21 protein-coding genes are annotated in these 24,227 nt (G+C 31.2%); 11 read left to right on the top strand and 10 right to left on the bottom strand.

From position 1 onward, the window contains the following. The first annotated feature begins 67 nt into the window (after positions 1-67). Positions 68-2,290, top strand: a complete 2,223-nt coding sequence (locus tag ACMHJW_RS08885; protein WP_413533052.1) for a TonB-dependent receptor — start codon at positions 68-70, stop codon at positions 2,288-2,290. A 51-nt stretch (positions 2,291-2,341) separates the two neighbouring features. On the opposite strand, the gene ACMHJW_RS08880 is transcribed toward ACMHJW_RS08885, so the two are convergent. Further along, entirely contained in the window at positions 2,342-3,187 is an 846-nt protein-coding gene (locus ACMHJW_RS08880) for a glycoside hydrolase family 25 protein (RefSeq protein WP_413533051.1), read from the bottom strand. A 49-nt stretch (positions 3,188-3,236) separates the two neighbouring features. Here ACMHJW_RS08880 and menA point away from each other — a divergent pair, with 49 nt between their 5' ends. From menA to ACMHJW_RS08865, 3 genes are all read left to right on the top strand, one after another. Then, positions 3,237-4,202 carry a 1,4-dihydroxy-2-naphthoate octaprenyltransferase gene (menA, locus tag ACMHJW_RS08875; protein WP_413533050.1) on the top strand — a complete coding sequence of 322 codons (966 nt, stop codon included), beginning with the start codon at positions 3,237-3,239 and terminating at the stop codon, positions 4,200-4,202. A gap of 17 nt (positions 4,203-4,219) precedes the next feature. After that, positions 4,220-4,900 carry a metal-dependent hydrolase gene (locus ACMHJW_RS08870; RefSeq protein ID WP_413533049.1) on the top strand — a complete coding sequence of 227 codons (681 nt, stop codon included), beginning with the start codon at positions 4,220-4,222 and terminating at the stop codon, positions 4,898-4,900. A 107-nt stretch (positions 4,901-5,007) separates the two neighbouring features. After that, positions 5,008-6,639: an ABC-F family ATP-binding cassette domain-containing protein gene (locus ACMHJW_RS08865; protein ID WP_413533048.1), complete on the top strand. Its 1,632-nt coding sequence runs from the start codon at positions 5,008-5,010 to the stop codon at positions 6,637-6,639. Between the two features lie 51 nt (positions 6,640-6,690). Here ACMHJW_RS08865 and ACMHJW_RS08860 read toward each other — a convergent pair whose 3' ends face one another. Continuing rightward, positions 6,691-7,275 (bottom strand): PhnA domain-containing protein, encoded by a 585-nt coding sequence (locus tag ACMHJW_RS08860; protein WP_413533047.1) that lies wholly within the window; start codon positions 7,273-7,275, stop codon positions 6,691-6,693. A 109-nt stretch (positions 7,276-7,384) separates the two neighbouring features. Here ACMHJW_RS08860 and ACMHJW_RS08855 point away from each other — a divergent pair, with 109 nt between their 5' ends. Next, positions 7,385-8,236 (top strand): ATP cone domain-containing protein, encoded by an 852-nt coding sequence (locus ACMHJW_RS08855; RefSeq protein WP_413533046.1) that lies wholly within the window; start codon positions 7,385-7,387, stop codon positions 8,234-8,236. 43 nt (positions 8,237-8,279) lie between these two features. On the opposite strand, the gene ACMHJW_RS08850 is transcribed toward ACMHJW_RS08855, so the two are convergent. Beyond that, complete coding sequence (locus tag ACMHJW_RS08850; protein WP_413533045.1) at positions 8,280-8,747, bottom strand: DUF4268 domain-containing protein; 468 nt, start codon at positions 8,745-8,747, stop codon at positions 8,280-8,282. A 117-nt stretch (positions 8,748-8,864) separates the two neighbouring features. Here ACMHJW_RS08850 and ACMHJW_RS08845 point away from each other — a divergent pair, with 117 nt between their 5' ends. From ACMHJW_RS08845 to ACMHJW_RS08835, 3 genes are all read left to right on the top strand, one after another. Beyond that, positions 8,865-9,350, top strand: a complete 486-nt coding sequence (locus tag ACMHJW_RS08845) for a TlpA family protein disulfide reductase (RefSeq protein WP_413533044.1) — start codon at positions 8,865-8,867, stop codon at positions 9,348-9,350. Between the two features lie 76 nt (positions 9,351-9,426). Beyond that, positions 9,427-9,882: a hypothetical protein gene (locus tag ACMHJW_RS08840; RefSeq protein WP_413533043.1), complete on the top strand. Its 456-nt coding sequence runs from the start codon at positions 9,427-9,429 to the stop codon at positions 9,880-9,882. A gap of 1 nt (position 9,883) precedes the next feature. After that, the gene (locus ACMHJW_RS08835; protein WP_413533042.1) at positions 9,884-10,783 is read left to right on the top strand and encodes an MBL fold metallo-hydrolase; all 900 of its coding nucleotides are present in this window, start codon (positions 9,884-9,886) and stop codon (positions 10,781-10,783) included. A gap of 30 nt (positions 10,784-10,813) precedes the next feature. Here the strand turns inward: ACMHJW_RS08835 and ACMHJW_RS08830 are convergent, their stop codons facing one another. Both ACMHJW_RS08830 and ACMHJW_RS08825 read right to left on the bottom strand, forming a co-directional pair. Beyond that, positions 10,814-11,581 carry a GH12 family glycosyl hydrolase domain-containing protein gene (locus tag ACMHJW_RS08830; RefSeq protein ID WP_413533041.1) on the bottom strand — a complete coding sequence of 256 codons (768 nt, stop codon included), beginning with the start codon at positions 11,579-11,581 and terminating at the stop codon, positions 10,814-10,816. 62 nt (positions 11,582-11,643) lie between these two features. Further along, entirely contained in the window at positions 11,644-12,585 is a 942-nt protein-coding gene (locus tag ACMHJW_RS08825; protein WP_413533040.1) for an NAD(P)H-dependent flavin oxidoreductase, read from the bottom strand. A gap of 174 nt (positions 12,586-12,759) precedes the next feature. On the opposite strand from ACMHJW_RS08825, the gene ACMHJW_RS08820 reads away from it, so the two are divergent. From ACMHJW_RS08820 to ACMHJW_RS08810, 3 genes are all read left to right on the top strand, one after another. After that, the gene (locus ACMHJW_RS08820) at positions 12,760-12,981 is read left to right on the top strand and encodes a DUF2795 domain-containing protein (protein ID WP_019976296.1); all 222 of its coding nucleotides are present in this window, start codon (positions 12,760-12,762) and stop codon (positions 12,979-12,981) included. 129 nt (positions 12,982-13,110) lie between these two features. Beyond that, entirely contained in the window at positions 13,111-16,233 is a 3,123-nt protein-coding gene (secA, locus tag ACMHJW_RS08815) for a preprotein translocase subunit SecA (RefSeq protein WP_413533039.1), read from the top strand. Positions 16,234-16,346: 113 nt separating this feature from the next. Next, on the top strand, positions 16,347-16,853 hold the full coding sequence (locus ACMHJW_RS08810; RefSeq protein ID WP_413533038.1) for a YqiA/YcfP family alpha/beta fold hydrolase: 507 nt from the start codon (positions 16,347-16,349) through the stop codon (positions 16,851-16,853). A 33-nt stretch (positions 16,854-16,886) separates the two neighbouring features. Here the strand turns inward: ACMHJW_RS08810 and ACMHJW_RS08805 are convergent, their stop codons facing one another. From ACMHJW_RS08805 to ACMHJW_RS08785, 5 genes are read right to left on the bottom strand one after another with little or no spacing between them, the layout of a single operon-like run. Continuing rightward, positions 16,887-18,533, bottom strand: a complete 1,647-nt coding sequence (locus tag ACMHJW_RS08805; RefSeq protein WP_413533037.1) for a dipeptidyl-peptidase 3 family protein — start codon at positions 18,531-18,533, stop codon at positions 16,887-16,889. 26 nt (positions 18,534-18,559) lie between these two features. After that, the gene (gene pdeM / locus ACMHJW_RS08800) at positions 18,560-19,210 is read right to left on the bottom strand and encodes a ligase-associated DNA damage response endonuclease PdeM (RefSeq protein ID WP_413533036.1); all 651 of its coding nucleotides are present in this window, start codon (positions 19,208-19,210) and stop codon (positions 18,560-18,562) included. Further along, positions 19,203-21,635: a ligase-associated DNA damage response DEXH box helicase gene (locus tag ACMHJW_RS08795; protein WP_413533035.1), complete on the bottom strand. Its 2,433-nt coding sequence runs from the start codon at positions 21,633-21,635 to the stop codon at positions 19,203-19,205. Before ACMHJW_RS08795 ends, pdeM begins: the two co-directional genes overlap by 8 nt. Beyond that, complete coding sequence (locus ACMHJW_RS08790) at positions 21,635-23,230, bottom strand: ATP-dependent DNA ligase (protein WP_413533034.1); 1,596 nt, start codon at positions 23,228-23,230, stop codon at positions 21,635-21,637. The genes ACMHJW_RS08795 and ACMHJW_RS08790 overlap by 1 nt, the downstream gene beginning before the upstream one ends. Next, a complete protein-coding gene (locus tag ACMHJW_RS08785) occupies positions 23,227-24,222 on the bottom strand; it encodes a ligase-associated DNA damage response exonuclease (RefSeq protein WP_413533033.1) in 996 nt (331 codons plus the stop codon). Before ACMHJW_RS08785 ends, ACMHJW_RS08790 begins: the two co-directional genes overlap by 4 nt. Positions 24,223-24,227 lie beyond the last annotated feature (5 nt).

Here is a 24,227-nt window from a genome sequence, read left to right as displayed (position 1 = left end):
ACTAAACTTAATTTAGAATAAATTAAAATTATATTTGCAGCAAATATAAAATTTTTAAAATTACACCATGAGAAAAAATATAATCTGTTTAGGTATTTTACTTGGTACGGTTTCGCTGTCTTCAGCCCAAACGAATGATAGTATAAGTACAAATCTAAATGATGTAGTTGTTGTTGCTTCAAGAAAGCCGACTAAAATATCTGACTTAGCGGGAACGGTTTGGGTTATTAATCAAGAACAAATTGCTCAACAAGCTAAAAATGGAGTTCCTCTAAAAGAGGCTTTAGCGATTATGATTCCAGGAATGGATGTAGGTTCGCAAGGACGTTCAAACTATGGACAGAATATGCGAGGACGTTCAATGTTAGTTATGATTGACGGAGTTTCATTGAATAGTATTCGAAATATCAGCCGTCAGTTAGATGCAATAGATCCTTTTAATATTGAAAGAGTCGAGGTTCTATCTGGAGCAAGTGCTATTTATGGAGGAAATGCGACTGGAGGAATCATTAACATTGTGACTAAAAAAGCACAAAAAAATGGAATTAGTGGAGAAACTGAACTTGGTTTAAGAACTGGTTTCGCAGGTAAAGATAATCATGATTGGCGTGCTGCACAATCTATAGGGTATAAAAACGATAAATTTACAGGAAGATTAGCCGTTGCTTTCCAACAAAATGGAGGTGCTTATGATGCACATGGTGATCAAATTTTTGCAGATATATCGCAATTAGATCTTCAATATAATCAGTCGATAGATGTTTTAGCAACTGCGGGTTATAAGTTTAATTCTAAACATCAACTAAATGGATCTTTGCAATATTATCGTTCAAAATATAGTGGAGATAGAAGTTTATATCTAGGTGAAAATATTAGTGTATTAACGAAAGGAGATGCTTCTGTTTTACAAATGAAGGATGGTTTTGATACCGATAAAAATCCTGGAACAGAACGTGTAATGGGGACATTAAGTTATACAGGGACAAATATTTTGGGTGGTCAAGATGTATATGTTCAGTTTGCATCTCGTGTAGAAAAATTAGGATTTTATCCATTTCCTGGGAATTTAACATTACCTTCTGGAACTAGTCCATATATGTCAGCTTCTCAACAAGATACTTATTATTCAGGATTAAAAGCTGTTTTAGTAAAAGATTGGGGAAAATTAAAATTGACGTATGGAGCTGATGTTGATTTTGAAAAATTTGAAGGTCAACAAAATGTTTTTGATTCACAAAAATCATTATCTAGTGGAGGAATGATTAATAAAACTGTTCTAACAATTGATCGTTATCCTACAAATCGCTCTACTAGTTTTGCAGGATATGCGCAAGCGGAATATGACATTTTACCTCAATTGAAAGTTTCTGGAGGAATTCGTTACCAAGATATTTCGATTAAATTAGACGACTTTATTGGTTCTACTCAACAGTTACAAATCGCTAATGGTTATGGAAAAACAGCCGATTATATTCCAGGAGGAAAAAGTAGTTATAATATGACGATGTTGAATGCAGGTTTGTTGTATAAAATTAATGAATCGAATCAGGTATGGACAACTTATTCTCAAGGGGTTTCTTTAGCAGATCCATCTAAATTTTATGGATATGGAAATTATAAATTCAATTCAGCTACAAATAATTGGGATTTAAGCTCAAGTGTAAACGTAAAAGAATCGCCTCTTTCTGGTGTAAAAACTGGTCAATTTGAGCTTGGATATCGTTTCAAAACAGCTAATGGGTTTAAAGGACAATTATCAGGATTTATTAGTAATTCAGATAAAAATATTGCCTTAAAAAGAGATGGTTTAAATCTTTGGGTAGACGTTATTGATCAAAAATTGAGAAATATGGGAGTTGAAGCTGAGGTTTCATATTCTACTGGAGGTTTTTATATAGGAGCAAATACATTATTAATAAAATCAGAAGTTGAAAAAGATGGTTCTTGGAAAAAACAAGATGTTTCCACTTCAGGACCTTCAAAACTTACAGCTTATACAGGTTATGCTTTTGATAATTGGAATTTTAGATTTCAGACTTTACAAAGTTTCAAATATACAGATGGTTTAGAAAATGTAATTGATAGTTATTCTACATCAGATTTGATGATAAGTTACAAATTGCCTTTTGGAAAAATTAATTTAGGCGTACAAAATGTTTTTAATACCGATTATCAAACAATTTGGAGTGCAAAATCACAAGTGTTATATAGTGCATACAAAGTTCCTGAATTGTTTTATTATGCTGGACGTGGAAGAACATTCAACTTAAATTTCACATATAATTTTTAAAATTCTAGTAAAAAATTCTAAAAAAAGCGAATCAATCGATTCGCTTTTTCTTTATAATGTCAATCCTTCTAAATCATCGATAGTTCCGTTGTAAATGTTAACATCAACTTTGTAACGTTTTACACCTTCTATGGTTGCTTTTTCGGTAAATTGCCAAAAATCCCAATGGCCTTTCATTTCTGTTACCCAAAAATTGTAATTCGCAATCCAAATAATATGATCTTTAAAATGATGTTGTAGATAATCTTCAAAATATTTGTCCGATGTATAAATAATCGGTTTGATATCGTAATGCTCTTCAACAATTTTGCACCAATTTTTTATTCCTTCTACTAAACGTTCCATCGATTGAGTTTTAGGTAAAGTTTCAATATCCAAAACAGGAGGTAAATCGCCATTCTCTAATTTTACTTTAGCAATAAAATTCTGTGCTTGCAGAGTAGAGTTTTCATCAGGACGATAAAAATGATAAGCTCCACGTAAAATATTATTTTCTTTTGTACCTTTCCAATTATCCTCAAAAGTCTCATCAATAGACGAAGTTCCCATTGTAGAACGAATAAAAGCAAAATTTATAGGATACAAATTATAAATTGTATGCATTTTTGTCCAATCAATTTTTCCTTGATAATGTGAAACATCTACACCAAAAGTTTTGAGATAATATTTATCCATCACCTCAATATTTCTAATGTCAAATTTTGTGACTTTATCGTCGACTAATTTTTCACCTTTCAGCGATTTTTCAACAACCGAAAAATAATAATTGATCCCATGACGATAACGATATGCAAAATAAACAACACAAAAAATCATTAAACTAATGACATAAGTCGAAAGTTTAATTTTTTTTAATGTATTAAAAATAGATTGTTTTGTTTTCTTTTTTCGGGGCATTTTAGTAGTTGAAATAGATAAATTTTATGCAATATTACTTCAATTTTCGATGATAAAAAAAGTAAAATCTTCATTATCTTTGTTCAGTATGAAAAAATGGATATTGGCCGCAAGGCTTCGCACATTACCACTTTCTTTAAGTGGATTATTATTGGCAGGATTTATTGCAAAATCAGAAGGAATCTTTCGAAATGATATATTTTTCTTATCACTTTTAACAACTTTGGCTTTCCAAATTTTATCAAATTTCGCTAACGATTATGGCGATGCAGTAAAAGGAACGGATGCAAATAGAGTAGGAGAACAACGCGCTGTTGCTTCTGGATTGATAACTCAAAACCAAATGAAAATAGCTATCGGCATTATGGTAGCGATTTCTTTAGTTTGCGTTGCAGCATTATTATATGTATCTTTTTATCCAAATGATTTAAAATATATTTACATTTTTCTTGGTTTAGGCGTTGCATCTATTTTTGCAGCAATGGCATATACAATGGGAAAAAAACCATACGGATATATTGGTTTAGGAGATATTTTTGTTTTCTTATTTTTCGGAATTTTAGCAGTTGCTGGAGGAGAGTTTTTATATTCAAAAGTTTTTCAATGGCAAACATTATTGCCAGCAGCTTCAATGGGATGTTGGAGTGTAGCAGTACTAAATCTAAATAATATGCGCGATGTTAAAAATGATGTTAAGAATAATAAAATTACAGTTGCATCAAAATTAGGATTTCAAAAAAGTAAATATTATCAAATGGCTTTAATGACAATTCCATTTGCATTAAGTGCTTTATATGTAACAATGTCACCATTGAAACAAGGTAGATTATCTGGATTTACATTTTTAATTTTAATCTTTTTCGCGAATGCAATTCGTCGTCAAATTTTTGCAGTGAAAGATCCAAAGGATTTTGATCCATTTTTAAAACAAGTGGCTATGTTAGCTTTATTTTTCGCTGTATTGTTAGGCTATAGTTTAATAGGTTTTGATTTTATAGATACTTTAATTCGTTAATCACAAAAAATAACAAAATGAACATTCAATATTTAGGACACGCTTCTTTAGCAATTGAAGCAAACGGTAAACATATTATTGTCGATCCATTTATCACACCAAATGAATTGGCAAAAAACATTGATTTCGAAAATTTAAAAGCAGATTATATTGTTATTACGCATGCACACCAAGATCATGTCTATGATGTGGAAGAACTAGCAAAACGTACAGGCGCTTTGATTATTTCTAATGCTGAAATTGCAAGTTATTATGCTGCAAAAGGATTGAATGCTCATGGCATGAATACAGGAGGAAAATACAATTTTGATTTTGGTTCTATTCAATCTACAATTGCATTTCATTCAAGTTCGTTTGCTGACGGAACATATGGAGGTGATCCAAATGGCTATATTATTGAAAGCGAAGGAAAACGAATTTACATTGCAGGAGATACAGCTTTGACATACGAAATGAAGTTGATTCCAGATACAATAGGACAACTTGATTTAGCAATTTTACCAATTGGAGACAACTTTACAATGGGCGCAAAAAGTGCTTCAATTGCAGCTGAATATGTACAAGCAACTAAAGTTTTAGGTTATCATTACGATACTTTTCCGCCAATTAAAATTGATAAAGCTGAAGCAAAATCGATTTTCTTTTCTCGTCATATTCAATTGATTTTGTTAGAAATTGGAGAAGATTTAACGGTTTAAGAAATTCTTTACAACATATTAAAGTTCGAGATTATCTCGAGCTTTTTTTTATTGATTTATTCTCCTTGAAAAAAGATTATCTTTGCCGCAATTATTTGATGAAATTTATGATTACAGTTAATGATATAGCCGTTCAATTCGGATCTTCAACATTATTTAGTGGAGTTAGTTTTGTGATAAACGAAAACGATAAAATTGCTTTAATGGGGAAAAATGGAGCAGGAAAATCTACTTTACTTAAAATTGTTGCAGGAATCAATAAACCTTCTTTGGGAAATATTTCAGCGCCAAAAGATGCGGTTATTGCTTATTTACCACAACATTTGTTAACAGAAGATAATTGTTCTGTTCGTGAAGAAACATCAAAAGCTTTTGCTGAATATTTATCAATGAAGAACGAAATTGATGAATTAAATGAGCAATTAACTGTACGAACTGATTACGAAAGCGATGATTATATGAAGTTAATCGAGCGTGTTTCAGAAGTTAGTGAAAAATTTTATTCAATAGAAGAAGTTAATTACGAAGCCGAAGTAGAAAAGGTTTTGAAAGGAATGGGATTTGCACAAGAAGATTTAGATCGACCAACTTCTGAGTTTTCTGGAGGTTGGCGTATGCGAATCGAATTAGCAAAAATTCTTCTGCGAAAACCAGATTTAATTTTGTTAGATGAGCCTACAAATCACTTGGATATAGAATCCATTCAATGGTTAGAAGATTTCTTAAAAAATCAAGCCAAAGCGGTTATGGTAATTTCTCACGATCGTACTTTTGTGGATAATATTACAAATCGAACAATTGAAGTAACAATGGGACGAATTTATGATTATAAAGCAAAATATTCAGATTATTTAGTTTTGCGTCAAGATCGTAGAATTCATCAGCAAAAAGCATATGATGAACAACAAAAATTCATTGCCGAAAATAAATTATTTATCGAGCGTTTTCGCGGTACATTTTCTAAAACAGAACAAGTACAATCGCGCGTTCGCATGTTAGAAAAGTTAGATATAATCGAGGTTGATGAAGTAGATACATCTGCTTTGAAATTAAAGTTTCCTGCAGCAGCTCGTTCTGGACAATATCCTGTTGTTATTGAAAATTTAGACAAATCTTATGGCGATCATATTGTATTTAAAGATGCAAATATGGTGATTGAGCGTGGACAAAAAGTTGCTTTAGTTGGAAAAAATGGAGAAGGAAAATCGACAATGATTAAAGCAATTATGAATGAAATTGATTTCGATGGAAAATTAGAAATTGGTCATAATGTTCAAATCGGATATTTTGCCCAAAATCAAGCGGCTTTATTGGATGAAGATTTAACAATTTTCGAAACTGTAGATCGAATTGCAGAAGGTGATATCAGAACACAAATAAAAAATATTTTGGGCGCTTTTATGTTCAAAGGTGATGATATTGATAAAAAAGTAAAAGTTCTTTCTGGAGGAGAAAAAACACGTTTGGCAATGGTAAAATTGTTATTAGAACCGTACAATGTGTTGATTTTAGATGAGCCGACAAATCATTTGGATATGAAAACAAAAGACATTATCAAAGATGCTCTGAAAGAATTTGAAGGAACTGTAATTTTAGTTTCTCACGATCGTGATTTCTTGGATGGATTGGCAGAAAAAGTTTTCGAATTTGGAAATAAACGTGTTAAAGAACATTTTGAAGATATCAAAGGTTTTCTTGCAACCAAGAAAATGGAAAACTTAAAAGAAATAGAAAAATAAGTTCAGTTTTTAGATAAAACTAAAAATTCCACTCAATGAGTGGAATTTTTTTTATGCTTGCTTCTTTACAAACTTCGTTAAAATAACGATTAATTGTCCGTCAACTTTTCCTTCTATTTGATCCGTATTATCATGTACTAAACGGATATTTCTTACAGCAGTTCCTATTTTCGCATTAATCGTAGAACCTTTTACATCCAAATCTTTAATTAATGTAACAGTATCTCCATTCACCAAAATATTTCCATTGCTATCTTTGTGTAAATCTACACTTCCGTCACCTTCATGATCTCCAGAAGCTTTTGCCCATTCCATATTTTCATCGTCCAAATACATCATATCCAAAGCATCAGCAGCCCAAGATTCGTTTCTAAAGCGATTCAACATTCGCCAAGAAAGTACTTGTACAGCAGGAACTTCGCTCCACATTGATGAAAGTAAAAATGATTCCCAAAAAGAAGCATCTAATTCTTCTCTTTTTTCAATCTGATTAATACATTTTTGAGTTATATATACATTTCTGTCTGGATTGCTACTTGCATCAGGATTTACTTCATAAATAGCTAAATCTTCTGTAGCTCCTGTTAACTCGCATTGATTACCACTTCTTTCTTGTAAAAATGTTTCTAGTTTCATATGATGATTTTAAGTTTTGCAAAGATAACTTTTATTTAGAATTTTAACTTTTAATGATTTTTGATTAGAATTATTTAAATTCGTTAAGAATAAATCCAACTCTATAAATATGTTAGTAAAGAAAAACTCGGGTGAGTTAATTCCATATAATCCAAAAGCATTAAAGCGATCATTAACCAAATCTGGCGCAAAAAGAGAAGAAGTTGAAGAAGTTTTTGAATTAGTTTCAAAAGATATTTACAACGAAATCCCAACAAAAGAATTGTATCGCATTGCTTTTTCGCATCTCAAAAATTATAGAAATTCTTATGCAGCTCGCTATAGTTTGAAAAGAGCCTTGAGAGATTTAGGTCCAGAAGGTTATTATTTCGAAAAATGGATTGGAAAGTTGATGCAAGCAGCAGGTTATCAATCACTAAATTCGGAAATTGTACAAGGAAATGCAGTAACACACGAAATAGATGTTGTCGCATCCAAAGACGATCAATTGCTTTTTTGCGAATGTAAATTCAGAAATGACGAAGATGCGAAGATTTCTGTCACAACGCCTATGTATTTTTTATCGCGAATGAAAGATGTAGAAAATCATACGTATCATTTTTTTGGAAGAGATCTTAAACCAACAAAGGGTTTTTTGGTGACAAATGCATATTTGACAACTGATAGTATAGATTTTGCGAATTATTATGGAATTGGATTAATTTCTTGGGATTATCCAGAAACCAGAAGTATTAAATATTTGGTTGATAATGCAGCTTTGTATCCAATTACTTGTTTAACGACTTTAACACCAGAACAAGAGAAAGTTCTTTTGTCAAAAGAATGTATTTTGGTGAAAGATTTACAACAAAATAATAAGTTTTTAGATGAATTGAATTTATCTGAAGAACAACGAAAAGAAGTGCTCGAAGAAACAAACGAATTGCTAGAAATAGAAGATTTTAAATGCGAAATTGCTTAATATATAATACAAAAGGAGCTTTAATATTAAAGCTCCTTTTGTATTATAATTCTTTAAAAATATCAAAACTATCTTTGTGATCGCACCAAAATTCATCCAGATTAATCATTCTTTCTTTTAGGAATGGAATAATTTGTGGCCAATCTGTTTCTCTAAAAATACTTATGTTTTCTAAACGTGTTTTTATGGTCGAAATCATTTTTCCATCTTCATCATAATCTTCTTTTGTCCAAATCCATTTTTCGCCAAGATAACTTTCCAAAACATTCTCATATTCCTCAAACTGTTCATAAATCATCAATTGAACTGACGGATCTGGATGAGAAATCTCAATCGAAACTTCAGCATATTTTCGTTCCACATCAGTTCTAAAATATACACCTTTTACATCCGTTTTATAATTTATCCAATTAATACGTGTTCCTTCTGCATTCATTTGCAATTTCATATAAGTTCCATACGAAATCCAAAAATCTTTTTTTATGCGATAAGCATCTTCTTTTGAAAACAAATTGATTATTTTTTTACAAAAATCGGTTTAAAATTCTATTCAACAAAATTTTAAGAAAAATAGCTTGGTTTGATTCTTGTTCTATTAAATTTGAACAAATATTTTTAAAAAGTAAACATGAAATTATTTTCTTTCCTTGGTTTAATCGGGATTTTAGCTTTTTCTACTGCAAATGCACAATCTGTAGAAACTGTAAAATATGAAGCTTTGCACGAAAAAATAGCAAATTATAAAGATCAAGTTGTGGTGGTTAATTTTTGGGCAACATGGTGCGCACCTTGTGTAGAGGAAATTCCTGCGTTTATGGAAATTAATGAAAAATATAAAAACAATCCGAATTTCAAGATGTTATTAGTTTCATTGGATCGACCAAAAGTTATGGATAAAGTAAAGAAATTTATGCTTGATAATAAGATGAACGCTGAAGTTATTTTGCTGGATGATACGAAACGTATGAATGAATGGATTCCGTCTTTTGATGCAAAATGGTCAGGGAATATTCCAGTAACTATCATTTATAACAAAGGTGAGAAAAAGGTTTTCCATGATCAAGCGATGACAAAATTCGAATTAGAAGATTACATTAACGAATATCTTAATTAATAGAATAAAACTCCTGAAAATACTTTTAGGAGTTTTTTATTTTTTGTAAGTTTATATCAACATAAAACTAAAAAAAATGAATAAAAAACATATTAGAAAAGAAGTTATCGAACATCTTATTCAATTGAAGCAAGACGAAATAAATGTCTTAAAAGAATCGAAAAAAATATATAGTGAAAGTGCAGATTTAGATGAAGAATCAAGTTTAGAAATAGATGATTTTTCACAACAAGATCAAGCAAATGATTCAGCAAGAAATCTACAAATTCGCATTAATCAAGCAACTGAAGATTTGGAAAATTTCAAAACGCTTCGACCAGAATTAGTGGATGAAATAACAGAAGGTAATGTGGTTTTTACAGATAAAGTTAATTTTGTAATTGGTTTATCTTTCAAAGATTTTGAATGGGAAGATAAAAAGTTTGTAGGAATTAGTACACAAGCCCCAATTTTTGAAGCTTTGGTTGGAAAACGAGTTGGAGATAAACTAGAATTTAACGGAATTGATTATTCAATAGAAGAAATATTATAATATGCCAAAGATACATACAATCGATCTTAATTTTCAAAATGAAAATGAGGCAATTGCTACTTATCTAATCGAAACAGAACAAGGGCCAGTTTTAGTGGACCCAGGACCATATTCTACTTTTGAAAATTTGAAAGCAGGAATAGAAGCATTAGGTTGGAGAGTAATTGATATAGAAAATATATTAATAACGCATATTCATTTTGATCATGCTGGTGCTGCATGGAAATTCACAGAACATGGCGCAACAATTTTTGTAAATCCTATTGGTTTACCGCATCTCAAAAATCCTGAGAAATTGTGGGAATCTGCAAAAATGATTTATGGCGATGATATGGATCGTTTATGGGGTGAAATGCAACCGATTGATGAGGAATATTTGGTTGGTTTGGCAGATGGACAAAGTGTAGAATTTGGCGATGCAGTTTTTCAAACTATTTACACGCCTGGACATGCTGTACATCATAATGCTTATGTATTAGATGATGTTATTTTTACAGGAGATGTTGCTGGTGTTAAAATAGAGAATGGTCCTGTTTCTCCGCCATGTCCTCCTCCAGATATCAACATTGAATTATGGAAACAATCTATTGCAAAATTGAGAAAAGTGAACGCAAAAGGAATTTATCCTACACATTTTGGTTATCATGAAGATTTAGAAAATCATTTCAATCAATTAGAAAAAGCATTGGATGAATGGTCTGCATACATAAAACCATTGTATGATGATAAAATTCCGGTAGAAGAAATCGTTCCAGTTTTTGTAGATTATGTAACAATTAGCTACAAAGAATTAGGTTTGACAGAAGACGAAATTCAAGTATATGAATATGCCAATCCTTGTTGGATGTCAGTAAACGGATTATTACGTTATTGGAAATTAAAGGAACAAGGAAGATTATAAAGATAAAAAGCTGTCAAATTTTGACAGCTTTTATTCTATATTCAATTTATAGTCTTCAATTAAAATATTTCCAGTCGAATTTAAAATTTCAGTTCCAAATTCAAATGATGATAAATAGATGTTTTGCTTAATGAAATTTCGCTTATTCATTTCATTAATTAATTCTATTACATTAACTTTTCCTGATGTGCGCTTTTCTTTTCTTACAAAGGCAATGTAATCCCAAGTCGTATTCAAATCTTTTTTTATGAGATGTCCTTTGTAAATATCATATTCGCCAAACGAAGTAAACACATTTCCAACTTTTTTACCAAATGGTTTAAATTTATTATAATCTTCCCAAATCATTACTTCAATTCCGATAGTTTCCAAAGCTACTTTTGGAGAATTATGTAACCAAAAATCAAAAGCTAAATTATACTTTTTGTTATCAACATTTAATTTTGTTTTATACTCAACATCAAATGTTTTCAACTCATTTATATTCTTGAAATAATTATCTGTTTTAATAGCTGATAAATTAACCCAAGCACTTTCTCCAAACCAAATTTCAGGATAGCCAATCACGCCATATTTTTTACCTGATGTTTCCCATTTCCAACCAGCTGTTGTATTAGTTGTAAAAATAGTTTGCGAATAAGTACCTTTTTTTACTTTGTTTTCTCCCCATTTATTGTTGTTTATTTCAAATTTCTGCCATTTCAGAGTTGATCCATTTTCTGATTTTTCTTGATAAGATTGCTGACAAAAACTAACAATTGGGACAAAGAAAAATAAACTATTTAAAAATTGTTTCATCATTATAATTAATTAAAAAAAAGATGCTTTAACATTCTGATAAAAATATCAATTTGTAATCATTACAGTTGTAATAATCTATTTTTTGAAGCTTGATAATCAAGTAATAATTCATCAAAAACTTCTGCAACTGTCGGAATTGAATCGATTAATGCAGATACTTGTCCAATTTCTAATTCTCCATTTATCAAATCTCCTTCAAACATTCCTTTTTTTGAACGACCTCTTCCTAAAAGTTCTTTTAATTCTTCTGCCGTTGTTCCTTGCTTATATTTTTCTTGAACTTGATTATAAAAATCATTCTTAATCAAGCGGACAGGTGCTAATTCTTTTAATGTAAGTTGCGTATCACCTTCTTTAGCATTCACAATCGCATTTTTGAAATCCTGATTAGCTGAAGATTCTCTTGTTGCAGCAAAACGAGAACCTATCTGAACTCCATCAGCTCCTAAAGCAAAGGCTGCCAAAATTTGAGAACCAGTTCCAATTCCTCCCGCAGCAATTAGCGGAACATCTATTTGACGTTTTACATTTGGAATAAGGCAAAGTGTAGTTGTTTCCTCTCTGCCATTATGTCCACCAGCTTCAAAACCTTCTGCCACGACAGCATCGACACCAGCATCTTGAGATTTTAATGCAAATTTGGCACTACTGACAACATGAGCAACAGTAATTCCTTCTTTTTTTAATATTTCTGTCCACGTTTTAGGATTTCCAGCAGAAGTAAAAACAATTTTTACACCTTCTTCTACAATAATCTGCATAATTTCTTCAATATTCGGATAAAGCATAGGAACATTAACGCCAAAAGAATGATTTGTAGCAGTTTTACACTTCTTTATATGTTCACGTAAAATATCAGGATACATACTTCCAGCACCTATTAAACCTAATCCTCCAGCATTACTTACAGCAGAAGCTAATTGCCAACCACTATTCCAAATCATACCTCCTTGAATAATTGGGTATTTTATTGCAAATAATTTTGTTATATTCGTGTCCATTTTCATTATATTTAGACATAAAAATAATGAAATATAAAGAAGGAAAAAATTTAATTTTAACATAAATACTGACAGTTTGACTTTGGCAAAAAATTTGATTTGCAAAAATTGAATTCTTTGATAGGAATTAGAGTTAAACTATCTCTACTAATAATAAAAAAATAAATATAAGCTATGTATTGGACTTTAGAATTAGCATCTTATTTAAGTGATGCACCTTGGCCAGCAACAAAAGATGAATTAATTGATTACGCAATTCGTACTGGTGCTCCTTTGGAGGTTGTAGAAAATTTACAATCAATAGAGGACGAAGGAGATTCTTACGAAAGCATCGAAGAAATTTGGGCTGATTATCCAACGGATGACGATTTCCTTTGGAACGAGGACGAATATTAAAAATAAAAAAGCCCAAATTGGGGCTTTTTTCGATTCTATAATCTATAACTAACATAGTTAACGTATATTTGTATCTGAATTAGTCATCAAATATATTGTGGCTAATTATGACGAAGAACGCATAAGAATATGAATATTTTAAACAAAATTTTACAAGGTTTCTTAGGAGATAAGAATGCCAAAGATGTAAAAGAATTACAAAAATATGTTGATCTTGCTAATCAAGCAGGTCAATCACTTGGTTCATTAACAATAGATGAATTAAGAGGAAAAACAACAGCTTTCAAAGCTAAATTAGTTGAAGCAACAAAAGAACTTAAAGCTCAAATTGATGAGTTGAAGTTGAAAGTTGAAGAAACTGAAGATTTTGGTGAAAAAGAAGATTTATATGCTCAAATCGATAAAATCAACAAACAAGCTTACGAGGTTGAAGAAAAGATTTTATTAGAAATTTTACCTGAAGCTTTTGCGGTAATGCGTGAAACAGGTAAACGTTTTACAGAGAATGAAACATTAGAAGTTACTGCTTCTGATTTTGATAAAACATTAGTAAATCGTGGTCATGATTTCGTATCGTTAAAAGATGATAACACTGCTGTTTGGAAAAATTCGTGGGATGCAGCTGGTCGTCAAGTAACATGGGATATGTCTCATTATGACGTTCAATTTATCGGTGGATCTGCTCTACATTTAGGTCGTATTGCAGAGATGCAAACCGGTGAAGGTAAAACATTAGTAGCAACTTTGCCAATATATTTAAATGCATTAACAGGAAGAGGAGTTCACTTAGTAACAGTGAATGATTACTTGGCAAAACGAGATATGGCGTGGATGCGACCAATTTTCTCTTTCCATGGATTGTCTGTAGATTGTATTGATAATCATCAGCCGAACTCTCCAGGGCGTCGTGATGCATATGCATCTGATATTGTTTATGGAACAAATAACGAATTTGGTTTTGACTATTTACGTGACAATATGGCAAACACGCCAGATGCATTGGTTCAACGTGAGTTAAACTTTGCGATTGTCGATGAGGTCGATTCTGTTTTAATTGATGACGCTCGTACACCATTAATTATTTCAGGTCCAGTTCCACAAGGAGATCGCCATGAATTTGATGTATTAAGACCAAAAATTGATCGTTTGTATCAAATGCAACGTGAGATGTTAGGAAAAACATTAAACGAAGCTAAAACATTATTCAAACAAGGAGATTTAAAAGAAGGTGGTTTCAAATTGTACCAAGTTTATCGTGGTTTACCAAAATACAAACCATTAATTAAATTCTTATCTCAAGACGGTATTCGTGCTCAATTACAAAAAACAGAAGCGCATTTTATTCAAGATAACAATCGTGAAATGCCAAAAGTTGATGAGCATTTGTACTTTGTAATTGACGAAAAACAAAATCAATCTGACTTAACAGATAAAGGTATTGAGTATTTGTCTAAAGGAATGGAAGATGAAAACTTCTTCATTTTACCAGATGTTTCGACAAATATTGGAGCTATTGAAAATTCAGGAAAAGATAAAGAAGAAATTCTTCAAATGAAAGAAGAGTTTTTCCGTGATTTCTCAATAAAATCTGAACGTATCCATACATTAAGCCAATTATTAAAAGCTTATACTTTATTTGAAAAAGATATTGAATACGTTGTTGTAGATGGTGAAGTAAAAATCGTTGACGAATCGACAGGACGTATTATGGATGGTCGTCGTTATTCTGATGGATTACACCAAGCAATAGAAGCTAAGGAGAATGTAAAAATTGAAGCAGCAACACAAACATTTGCGACAATTACATTACAAAACTACTTCCGTATGTACAATAAATTAGGAGGTATGACTGGTACAGCTGAAACTGAAGCTGGAGAGTTTTGGGAAATTTACAAATTAGACGTTGTTTCTATCCCTACAAACCGTCCTATTTTACGTCATGATAGAAATGATATTGTTTTCAAAACAAATCGTGAAAAATATAAAGCAGTAATTGAGGAAATCGTTCGTTTGTCTCAAGAAGATAAACGTCCAGTTTTAGTTGGTACAACTAATGTTGAGATTTCTGAATTATTATCTAAAGCATTAAAATTACGTGGAATTAATCACAATGTTTTAAATGCTAAATTACACAAAAGCGAAGCTGATATTGTAACAGAAGCTGGTAAACCGGGAGCTGTAACAATTGCAACAAATATGGCAGGTCGTGGTACCGATATTAAATTAATCCAAGAAGTAAAAGAATCTGGAGGTTTAGCGATTATTGGTACAGAACGTCATGATTCTCGTCGTGTAGACCGTCAGTTACGTGGTCGTGCTGGTCGTCAAGGAGATCCAGGATCATCTCAATTCTTTGTTTCATTAGAAGATTCATTAATGCGTTTATTCGGTTCAGAAAGAATTGCGAAATTAATGGACCGTATGGGACATAAAGATGGAGATGTGATTGAACATTCTATGATTACAAAATCTATCGAGCGTGCACAGAAAAAAGTTGAAGAAAACAACTTTGGTATTCGTAAACGTTTGTTAGAATATGATGATGTTATGAATAAACAACGTGAAGTAATTTACAAACGTCGTCATAACGCATTATTTGGAGATCGTTTGGAAGTAGATATTGCAAACATGATTTATGATGTTGCAGCTTCTGTTGTAAAATCAAACAAAGATTTCGAAGATTTTGGACAATATGAATTAGATTTAATTAAATTCTTCACAATGGGAACTCCAGTTACAGAAGATGAATTTAGATCTAAATCAATTAAAGATTTAACAAACATTACGTATGATGCTGCGGTTGCAGATTATAAAGCACGCATGAAATATGTTGCAGAAACAGCTTTCCCAGTAATCTCGAATGTTTTCGAAAATCAAGGACATATGTTCTCTCGTATTCAAGTTCCATTTACAGACGGAATTCGTCAAATGACAGTTGTTTGTGATTTGAAAGAAGCATACGAATCTCAAGGAAAAACATTGATCAAAGATTTCGAAAAATCAGTTGTATTAAGTTTAATTGATGATAATTGGAAAGAACATTTACGTGATGTTGATGATTTACGTAAAACATCTCAAAATGCAGTTTACGAGCAAAAAGATCCATTGGTTGTTTACAAACAAGAATCTTTCCACATTTTCCAAAGAATGTTGGATACAGTGAACAAAGAAATCATTTCATTCTTATTTAAAGGAGAATTACCAAATGCTCAAAAAGAAGAATCTCTAGAAGAAACTGAAACAGCGAACTAAAAGATTTTTTTATATAACTTTTAACCCTTTCTGAAACTTTCGGAAAGGGTTTTTTATTATTTTTACATTAACTACTGAATGTTTTCAGTATTAAATTATAAAAAATAAAATAAATGAAATTTGCATATTTACACGGATATCAAGGTTTTGTAACAGATGAAAAAAGAGAATATTTAGATTCTTTAGGACAATGTTATGCACCATTTATTGATTACGATAATGCACCAACTTTAATTCAAGATTTGGTTGAGCATTTTACAAAAGAACCAATCGAATTTATTGCAGGAACAAGTTTGGGCGGAATGATAAGTTATTATTTGGGGTTGATATTAAATGTTCCCGTTTTGATGTTCAATCCTGCTGTAATTGCAGTTGAACGTTTAAAACCATTTTTGCCAGAACAATTATTAAAAGGAATTCCAACTGAACAAAATTTAATTTTCACAGGTTTAAAAGATGATGTTATCGAACCAAAATTTCAGATTGAATTTGTAGAAAATCTTCAAAAACAAAATGCGAATATTGAACAGATTTTTGATGCTGAAATGACGCACTTAATTACATTAGAAGAATTCGAAAAAGCCTTTGAAACTTTTTTGGAGAATAAAAAAGCCACTTAAAAAGTGGCTTTTCTATTATTATAATATCAGTTTTTATAAACCTAGCATATTTGGACCTTGCTCAAAAACAACATCAACTGGAATATTTTTCGTTTTCAAAACATCTAAATCATTTTGTAAATCTGAATGAATTGTTCCTTTATCAGCATACAATTTTTTCACACCATCGTAATCTCCATTTCCTTGTAATGTCAAAATCAATTCTGATAAACCATTCATTGCTTTTTCCATTTTCGGAACATTTACTTTATAACGTCCATTTTTAGTTTTTTCGAAAGCACCATTTTCTGCAAAATAATTAAATGCAATCATATTTGCTTGGCCATGTGCAGAGCTTGCTCCAAAACGAACAGAACGTAAAATTCCTGCTAAAAATGTTACAAAATAATCTTCCTGAGTTCCTGTTAATTCTCCTTTTTTCAATAGTTGATTCACCATATACAAACCAAGAATATCTGCTTTTCCTTCTTCCAAAGCCGAGTTTGCTTCTTTCAAAGCTTCACGAACAGAACCTTTTCCATTTACAGTATTTTTGATTCCTAATCCGTGCGCTACTTCATGAAACATAACATTTGAGAAAAATGCATCAAACTTGATATTTTTTTGTTGACTTTCATCAATCAAAGCAGATGAAATTGGAACTAAGATTTTATCAAATTTTGCTTTCATTGCATTTTTCAATTGTAAACGACGCGTCCCTTTTTCCAATTGAACTTTTTCATCATTTGGTAAATTAATCGCAATTGTTTTTCCTGCAGCATTACAATCTCCTGCATAATACACAACATCATAAGCATTAAGATCAGAATCTGTTCCTGGAACTTCCTTTTTATAATTTGCAGAAACTGGTAAATTCTTTTGTAATTCTGGTAAATATTGTACGAATTTGGCTAACTTATTCGACCATTCGATATCTTTTACTAAAATATAAGCTGAATAAGATGTTTTATATCCGAATAATTGGTCTTCATAATTTTCGATAGGACCAACAACCATATCAATATTCGCATTTTTCATATCCATCCAAGCTAAATCACTCGCATAGAAATCATCATTCGTTAAAGCTGTTGCACGTAATTTTAAGTATTTTTTTAATCCAGCATCTTCAGCTAATTCAGAAGCTTGATTCAAATAATCAGCTGCTTTTTGCAATTGATTTTTGAAGTTTTCATGATATGGAATTGAATATAAATTTCCTTCATGATTGCGACGAATAATAGAGTAGGGCGATTTACCATCTTTGATATTCGCTTTTTCAAATTCCTCTTTTGTCATATTTGTTGGATAGAAAGTTGCACCAGCAGGTTTTGCTCCAACACCATTTATAAAAGGAGTTTCGTTATTTAATCTATCCCAAGGCCCATAATTTATTTTTGCATATTCTTTGGCTTTTCCTGTCGTTTCGTCCATTAAATCAATTTTAGCTCCATAAGCTTGTTGCCAAAATAAATCATCCATAATATCTGCCGTTTTAAACATTAAACGTAAAATCTCTTTTTCGTTTTTAGTTAAATGCGAAATATCTGTTGTTAAAGGAACTTGAGCGTAATATTGATAAGGATAATCTTTTGTCATTTCTGTTGAAGTTTGAGCTGATTCTGTTGCTGTTTTTTGTGTAGAACAAGAAGTTAAAACTCCTGCAAAAACAATCAATCCCAAGAATATTGATGATTTTTTCATTAAATGATTTTTTTTTGTGAATAAATTTAAGGATTATATTCGATGATTTCTTGACCTAAAATTAGAAAAATTTGATTTTGATTTGTTTTTTCGTAAATATATAAGCCCGTCATTTCACCAAAAGCTGGCATAATTAAGGTATTATTTTCAAGATAAAAACAAGGTAAACGATAAGATTGTCGCGCTCGTGCTTTTACAATAATTCCGGGATGATGATGTCCGATTATATTTAGTTGATGAGGTTCTGTTTCTGAACTTTTGTGTGTGAAAATTAAGTCATCAATTTGGTAAGATTTTACAACTGTAAGATTTTCTATTTGATAAAATTCAGTTGGTAGAATATCGTGGTTTCCTTTGGTTAAAATAAATTCAATCTGAGAATTTAATTGAAGAAATTCGACAAAATCAAACCAATCCGAATTTAATTCACTGTGAAATAAATCGCCTAAAAGAATGATTTTTTTTAAACCTAGATTTTTGATTAGTTGCTGAATAAAAATATATTCTTTTTGATTATTAATTTGAGGAAGAAATGCACCATTTTTTCGGAAATGCTCTATTTTTCCCAAATGCCAATCTGCGATTACCAAAGTTTTCTGTTCTGGTAAATGCATTAATTTTTGAGGTAAAAAATGAATTTTAGTAGAATGATAATTCCATTCAAACGGATTATACATTTGTCAAATCGTCTTTTAATCGTTTTAATCGTGTTTCCCAATCTTCGTTTGAATAACGTTCTCGAAAAGATTCTGCAAAGATAGGAAATGCAAATGGAGTTAATTTTGAAGGTTTTCTTAAAATTATTTCGTGGCTTTCTATTCGTTCAAAAGCTTGTTGCATTCGGCTTCTTTCCAATTGAAAATCGTAAACTTCGTCATAAGCTTGTTTATATAACAGATTATCAGGTTCATAATCCTTAAAAACACTAAAAAATAATGAAGCATTTGCTTGAAGATGTTTTGTTTTTATTGATTTTCCCGGATATCCATTAAATATTAAACCAGAAATACTTGCGATATCTCTAAATTTTCTTCTTGCCATTTCTTCTAAGCTCACACCTTGCGAAATATCTGTACTTAAATTTTTAACTTCAAAAAGTTCAAACAGATAATCTTCGATTGGAAATTCTTGATCACTTAATAATTCGAATCCATAATCATTGGACGAAATACTAAAAGTCATCGGCTGAATTTGACTGATTCGATAAGCAAGAATAGCTGCCATACCTTCGTGTACTAATTTTCCTTCATAAGGATAAATAAGCAAATGATATCCATGTTTGGTATGTATATATTCAACCATTAATTCGTTTTCTTTGGGTAGATAAGATTTTATTTTTTGTTCTTCAAACAAAGGTTCTAAAAATCGTAATTCTTCATATTTTTTTGAAATTCCTTTGTCTACTTCATCAAACATATGACGAATTGCTTCTCCGTAATTCTGAGATATTCCAAATCGCCCGCCCATCCAAGATGGGATTGTTCCTTTTTTCTTTTTTGAAGGTTTGACTATTACTTCGTTGTATTTTATTTGCTGAACTTCTAATGGACGACCAGAGAACCAAAATGCTTCACCTTCTTTTAGTCGGCTGATAAAGCCTTCCTCTATTGATCCTAAATATTTACCGCCTAATAATTTAACTTTCATCATTAGATTAGATACTATTGTTCCTATTGATAAACGATGTTGCATTGCAATTTTTCGTGAAGCAGCTTTATATAAATTGTCTTGGTCGTCTTTTATCAATTTATGAAATTCATCATATGCAGTTAAGGATTTTCCTCCGTGGGTTAATAAAGCTAAACATTGCATATATTCTTCGCGAGAAACACTTTTATAAGCATGTGTTTGTATAATTTGATTGTACAATAAATCAACATTCAACCCTTCACCAACTGCTAAAGTCATCATGTATTGAATTAATAAATCAAAGCTTCGGATATAAGGAATTCGCTCTTCTATAAACATTCTTTGTATTGCATATTTTATAGAAGAACCTTCCATTATTTCTAAAGAATGTGTTGGTAGAAAATAGATTTTAGACGTTTCATTTGGTCGATGACCAGATCGTCCTGCGCGTTGTAAAAATCGAGCAATTCCTTTTGCAGAACCAATTTGAATAACACAATCAACCGAATTAAAATCTACACCTAGATCTAAACTTGAAGTACAAACTACTGCTTTTAAAATTCCTTTACGCAATGCATCTTCTACCCAAAGTCGTAGTTCATCACTTAAAGAACCATGGTGTAAGGCAATTTGTCCTGCAAAATCGGGATGATGTTCAATTAGTTTTTGATACCAAATTTCTGCTTGAGATCGAGTGTTGGTAAATAATAATGTAGATTCATGCGCTAAAATAATAGGAATAACTTTATCAATTAATTGTAATCCTAAATGTCCTGCAGATGGATATTTTTCAACGTTATCAGGAAAAATAGTTTTGACTTCGATTTTCTTTCTAATATTAGACTTTATTAAAGTAGAGTTTTGATGCGGAATTAATATTTCTTTTGCTTGATTCAAATTGCCAATGGTTGCAGATATTCCCCATATTTTTAAATTTGGGTTTAATTCTCTAAGTGTTTGAATTGCCAATTCAATCATTACACCGCGTTTAGAACCAAGTAATTCGTGCCATTCGTCCACTACAATAAATTCTAAATTTTCGAAAAACTTTCTCCAATTCTTAGTAGATAAAAGAAGATGAACACTTTCTGGCGTTGTAATTAATGTTTCTGGCGAATCTTTTAATTGCTTTTGACGAGCTGAAATAGAAGTATCTCCAGTTCTCAATTCTATGCGATAATCTAATTCTAATTCATCTGAAACACGATTAGTTGCAAGATAAATTTCTTTGGATAAGGAACGTAAAGGCGTAATCCATAAAGTATGTAAACCTTTTCGATTTGGTTTTTCTTTTAAACTTTGATTGTAATAGTAATCTAAAATTCCAAACCATATGGCAAATGTTTTTCCATAACCTGTAGGCGCATTTAACAAACCTGATTCTCCATTTTTGATGGCTTTCCAAGCTTGTTTTTGAAATGGATGAGGAATCCAATTCTGGTTATTATAAAAAACATCAGCAAAATTGTTCATTAATTTCCGTATTTAGCTAATAGATCATTCAAATCCTCTAATGTATTGGCTTCGTTTACACTTTTATCTTCTCGCCAACGTGATATCCTGGGAAATCGAACAGCAACTCCAGATTTATGTCGAGTACTTTTGGCAATTCCTTCGAATGCGATTTCAAAAACCAATTCTGGTTTTACGCTTCGTACAGGACCAAATTTTTCAAGTGTATTTCGTTTCACCCAACGGTCAACTTTATTAATTTCTGCATCAGTCAATCCAGAATATGCTTTAGCAAAAGGAACCAATTGATTTGCTTGCCAAACAGCAAAAGTGTAATCTGTAAATAAATTTGATCGTCTTCCAGAACCACTTTGTGCATATAATAAAACAGCATCTATACTTAACGGATCTGATTTCCATTTGTACCAATTTCCTTTTTTTCTACCAACTTCGTATGGTGAATTTGATCGTTTAATCATCAAGCCTTCAGCATGATGATTTCTTGCTTCATTTCGGAATTCTAATGCTTCATTCCAATCAGAAAAAATTATTTCTTCTGAAAGTAATAAAAGAGGAGAATTTATATAAGATAAAATTTCAATCAAACGTTTTCTTCTTTCATGTAAAGGTTTATGTCGAATATCAATTCCGTTGTCTTCCAATAAATCATAGCAAACCATTACCAAGGGAGCTTGTTCCAAATATTTCTTTGTTACATTTTTCCGACCAATTCTTGTTTGCATTATGCTAAACGGTAAAGGAGCATCATCTTTCCAAGGAATTATTTCACCATCAATAACAGTTCCATTTGGTAATTGTAATTTCAGTTCTTCAAACTCTGGAAATTTATCGGTTAAAATATCTTCACCACGTGACCAAATGTAAATTTCATCTTCTCTGATAATAAGTTGACCTCGAATTCCATCTAATTTTTTTTCTAAAATAAAATCATCAATTTTTTCGATTTCGAAGAAATTATCTTGGACAGGATAAGCTAAATAAAACGGGTAGGGAAGATGAGCTTTAGATTCGATCGCATTTTTGTTAAATATAGAATCGAATGTAATTTCCAATGGATTCCACTTTCCAATAATTAGATGTGAAATGGTAGATGTTTCTTCATTTAATAATTTAGCCAATGCTCTAACGACCAAAGTTTTGGAAACGCCAACGCGTAAATTTCCTGTAATTAATTTATTGAAAATAAATAAATCTGTTCCACTCAATTGATTCCAATTATGTAGGACATATTTTTTTTGCTCTTCAATGGTCCAATTTTTAGCAGCTGTTAGTTCTTGAAAATAATTTTTTAAGGATTTTTCTTTGTTTTGATTGTGATGAGTAGGAATTAATAAAGCTAATGTTTCAGCTAAATCGCCAACAACATAATAAGAGTCTTCGATCAACCACAAAGGAATTTCAGAAATTTCTGAACACCATTCTCGTAAATGTGTTGTTTTAAATGCTCTTTTAGGTTTTAAACCAATTAATAATGCAATGGAAAAAAGTAATTCTTCTTGATTAACTTTTTGGAAATAAGAGATTAAAGCTTCAACTTTTTCATTAGTTTTTGTTGTGCTATCCAAAGCATCAAATAAATCAGCAAATTTTCTCATTCCTCTTCATTATTATCATTAAACAATGTGTTCAATATTTGACCATTCAAATTTAATTCTTCATTAATCCATTTAGTAAATTGAATTTCATAACCATGTGTAACGTAAATATTTTCAGCCTCCGTATTTTTAATAGCTTGATTCAAGCTCTTGAAATCGCAATGATCAGAAAATACAAAACCTTTATCAACACCTCGACGGCGACGAGCTCCACGAACTTGCATCCAACCACTACAAAATGATTTTTTTGAAGGGCCTAATTTTTTTTGCCAAGTAGAACCATCTGATGCTGGAGGACAAATGATTAAACTATTTTTGATTAACTTTTTATCGGTTTCTTGAAAAATAGGTTCTCCTTCAAAATGAAATCCAACTTTTTCAAAAGCTTTATTGATATTATAAACAGCGGGATGAACATAAATATCTCCAATAGATTGATCGATTGAATTTAAAATAGATTGTGCTTTTCCCAATGAATAACACATGACAATTGTGTTTAGCTCTTGAGATTGATTTTCTTTCCACCATTCTTCAATTTCTTTAAAAACTTTTAAAGGAGATTCAAATTGATAAATTGGCAAACCAAACGTTGATTCAGTGATAAAATGATGACATTTTACAGGTTCGTAAGGTGTCGATGTTCCGTCATCATATAATTTATAATCTCCAGTGACAACCCAAATTTCACCTTTGTATTCTAATCGAATTTGAGCAGATCCTATCACGTGACCAGCAGGAAAAAAAGTGACTTTAACACCATTGATTGTAAGTTGCTGCTTGTAATCAATTGTTTGAATGTTTAAATTCTCTCCTAATCGCAATCGTAAAATAGGTTCTGTAAACGTGTGACACAAATATTTCTGATTTCCCCAACGAGCGTGATCGGCATGAGCATGTGTAATCAAAGCATGTTTCACAGGTTTCCAAGGATCGATATAAAAATCGCCTTGTGCACAATAGATTCCATTTTCGTTGGTAGAAAGTAATTTCATGTTAG

This window comes from Empedobacter brevis, assembly GCF_965118635.1.
Taxonomy (GTDB): Bacteria; Bacteroidota; Bacteroidia; order Flavobacteriales; family Weeksellaceae; genus Empedobacter; species Empedobacter brevis_A.
This window is presented reverse-complemented; position numbering and strand designations above follow the sequence as displayed.

Bases quoted from the DNA above. Each gene is read 5' to 3' on its own strand.
- ACMHJW_RS08885 (WP_413533052.1), top strand. From the start codon at position 68: ATGAGAAAAAATATAATCTGTTTAGGTATTTTACTTGGTACGGTTTCG.
- ACMHJW_RS08880 (WP_413533051.1), bottom strand. From the start codon at position 3,187: ATGCCCCGAAAAAAGAAAACAAAACAATCTATTTTTAATACATTAAAA.
- menA (WP_413533050.1), top strand. From the start codon at position 3,237: ATGATAAAAAAAGTAAAATCTTCATTATCTTTGTTCAGTATGAAAAAA.
- ACMHJW_RS08870 (WP_413533049.1), top strand. From the start codon at position 4,220: ATGAACATTCAATATTTAGGACACGCTTCTTTAGCAATTGAAGCAAAC.
- ACMHJW_RS08865 (WP_413533048.1), top strand. From the start codon at position 5,008: ATGATTACAGTTAATGATATAGCCGTTCAATTCGGATCTTCAACATTA.
- ACMHJW_RS08860 (WP_413533047.1), bottom strand. From the start codon at position 7,275: ATGAAACTAGAAACATTTTTACAAGAAAGAAGTGGTAATCAATGCGAG.
- ACMHJW_RS08855 (WP_413533046.1), top strand. From the start codon at position 7,385: ATGTTAGTAAAGAAAAACTCGGGTGAGTTAATTCCATATAATCCAAAA.
- ACMHJW_RS08845 (WP_413533044.1), top strand. From the start codon at position 8,865: ATGAAATTATTTTCTTTCCTTGGTTTAATCGGGATTTTAGCTTTTTCT.
- ACMHJW_RS08840 (WP_413533043.1), top strand. From the start codon at position 9,427: ATGAATAAAAAACATATTAGAAAAGAAGTTATCGAACATCTTATTCAA.
- ACMHJW_RS08835 (WP_413533042.1), top strand. From the start codon at position 9,884: ATGCCAAAGATACATACAATCGATCTTAATTTTCAAAATGAAAATGAG.
- ACMHJW_RS08830 (WP_413533041.1), bottom strand. From the start codon at position 11,581: ATGAAACAATTTTTAAATAGTTTATTTTTCTTTGTCCCAATTGTTAGT.
- ACMHJW_RS08825 (WP_413533040.1), bottom strand. From the start codon at position 12,585: ATGGACACGAATATAACAAAATTATTTGCAATAAAATACCCAATTATT.
- ACMHJW_RS08820 (WP_019976296.1), top strand. From the start codon at position 12,760: ATGTATTGGACTTTAGAATTAGCATCTTATTTAAGTGATGCACCTTGG.
- secA (WP_413533039.1), top strand. From the start codon at position 13,111: ATGAATATTTTAAACAAAATTTTACAAGGTTTCTTAGGAGATAAGAAT.
- ACMHJW_RS08810 (WP_413533038.1), top strand. From the start codon at position 16,347: ATGAAATTTGCATATTTACACGGATATCAAGGTTTTGTAACAGATGAA.
- ACMHJW_RS08805 (WP_413533037.1), bottom strand. From the start codon at position 18,533: ATGAAAAAATCATCAATATTCTTGGGATTGATTGTTTTTGCAGGAGTT.
- pdeM (WP_413533036.1), bottom strand. From the start codon at position 19,210: ATGTATAATCCGTTTGAATGGAATTATCATTCTACTAAAATTCATTTT.
- ACMHJW_RS08795 (WP_413533035.1), bottom strand. From the start codon at position 21,635: ATGAACAATTTTGCTGATGTTTTTTATAATAACCAGAATTGGATTCCT.
- ACMHJW_RS08790 (WP_413533034.1), bottom strand. From the start codon at position 23,230: ATGAGAAAATTTGCTGATTTATTTGATGCTTTGGATAGCACAACAAAA.
- ACMHJW_RS08785 (WP_413533033.1), bottom strand. From the start codon at position 24,222: ATGAAATTACTTTCTACCAACGAAAATGGAATCTATTGTGCACAAGGC.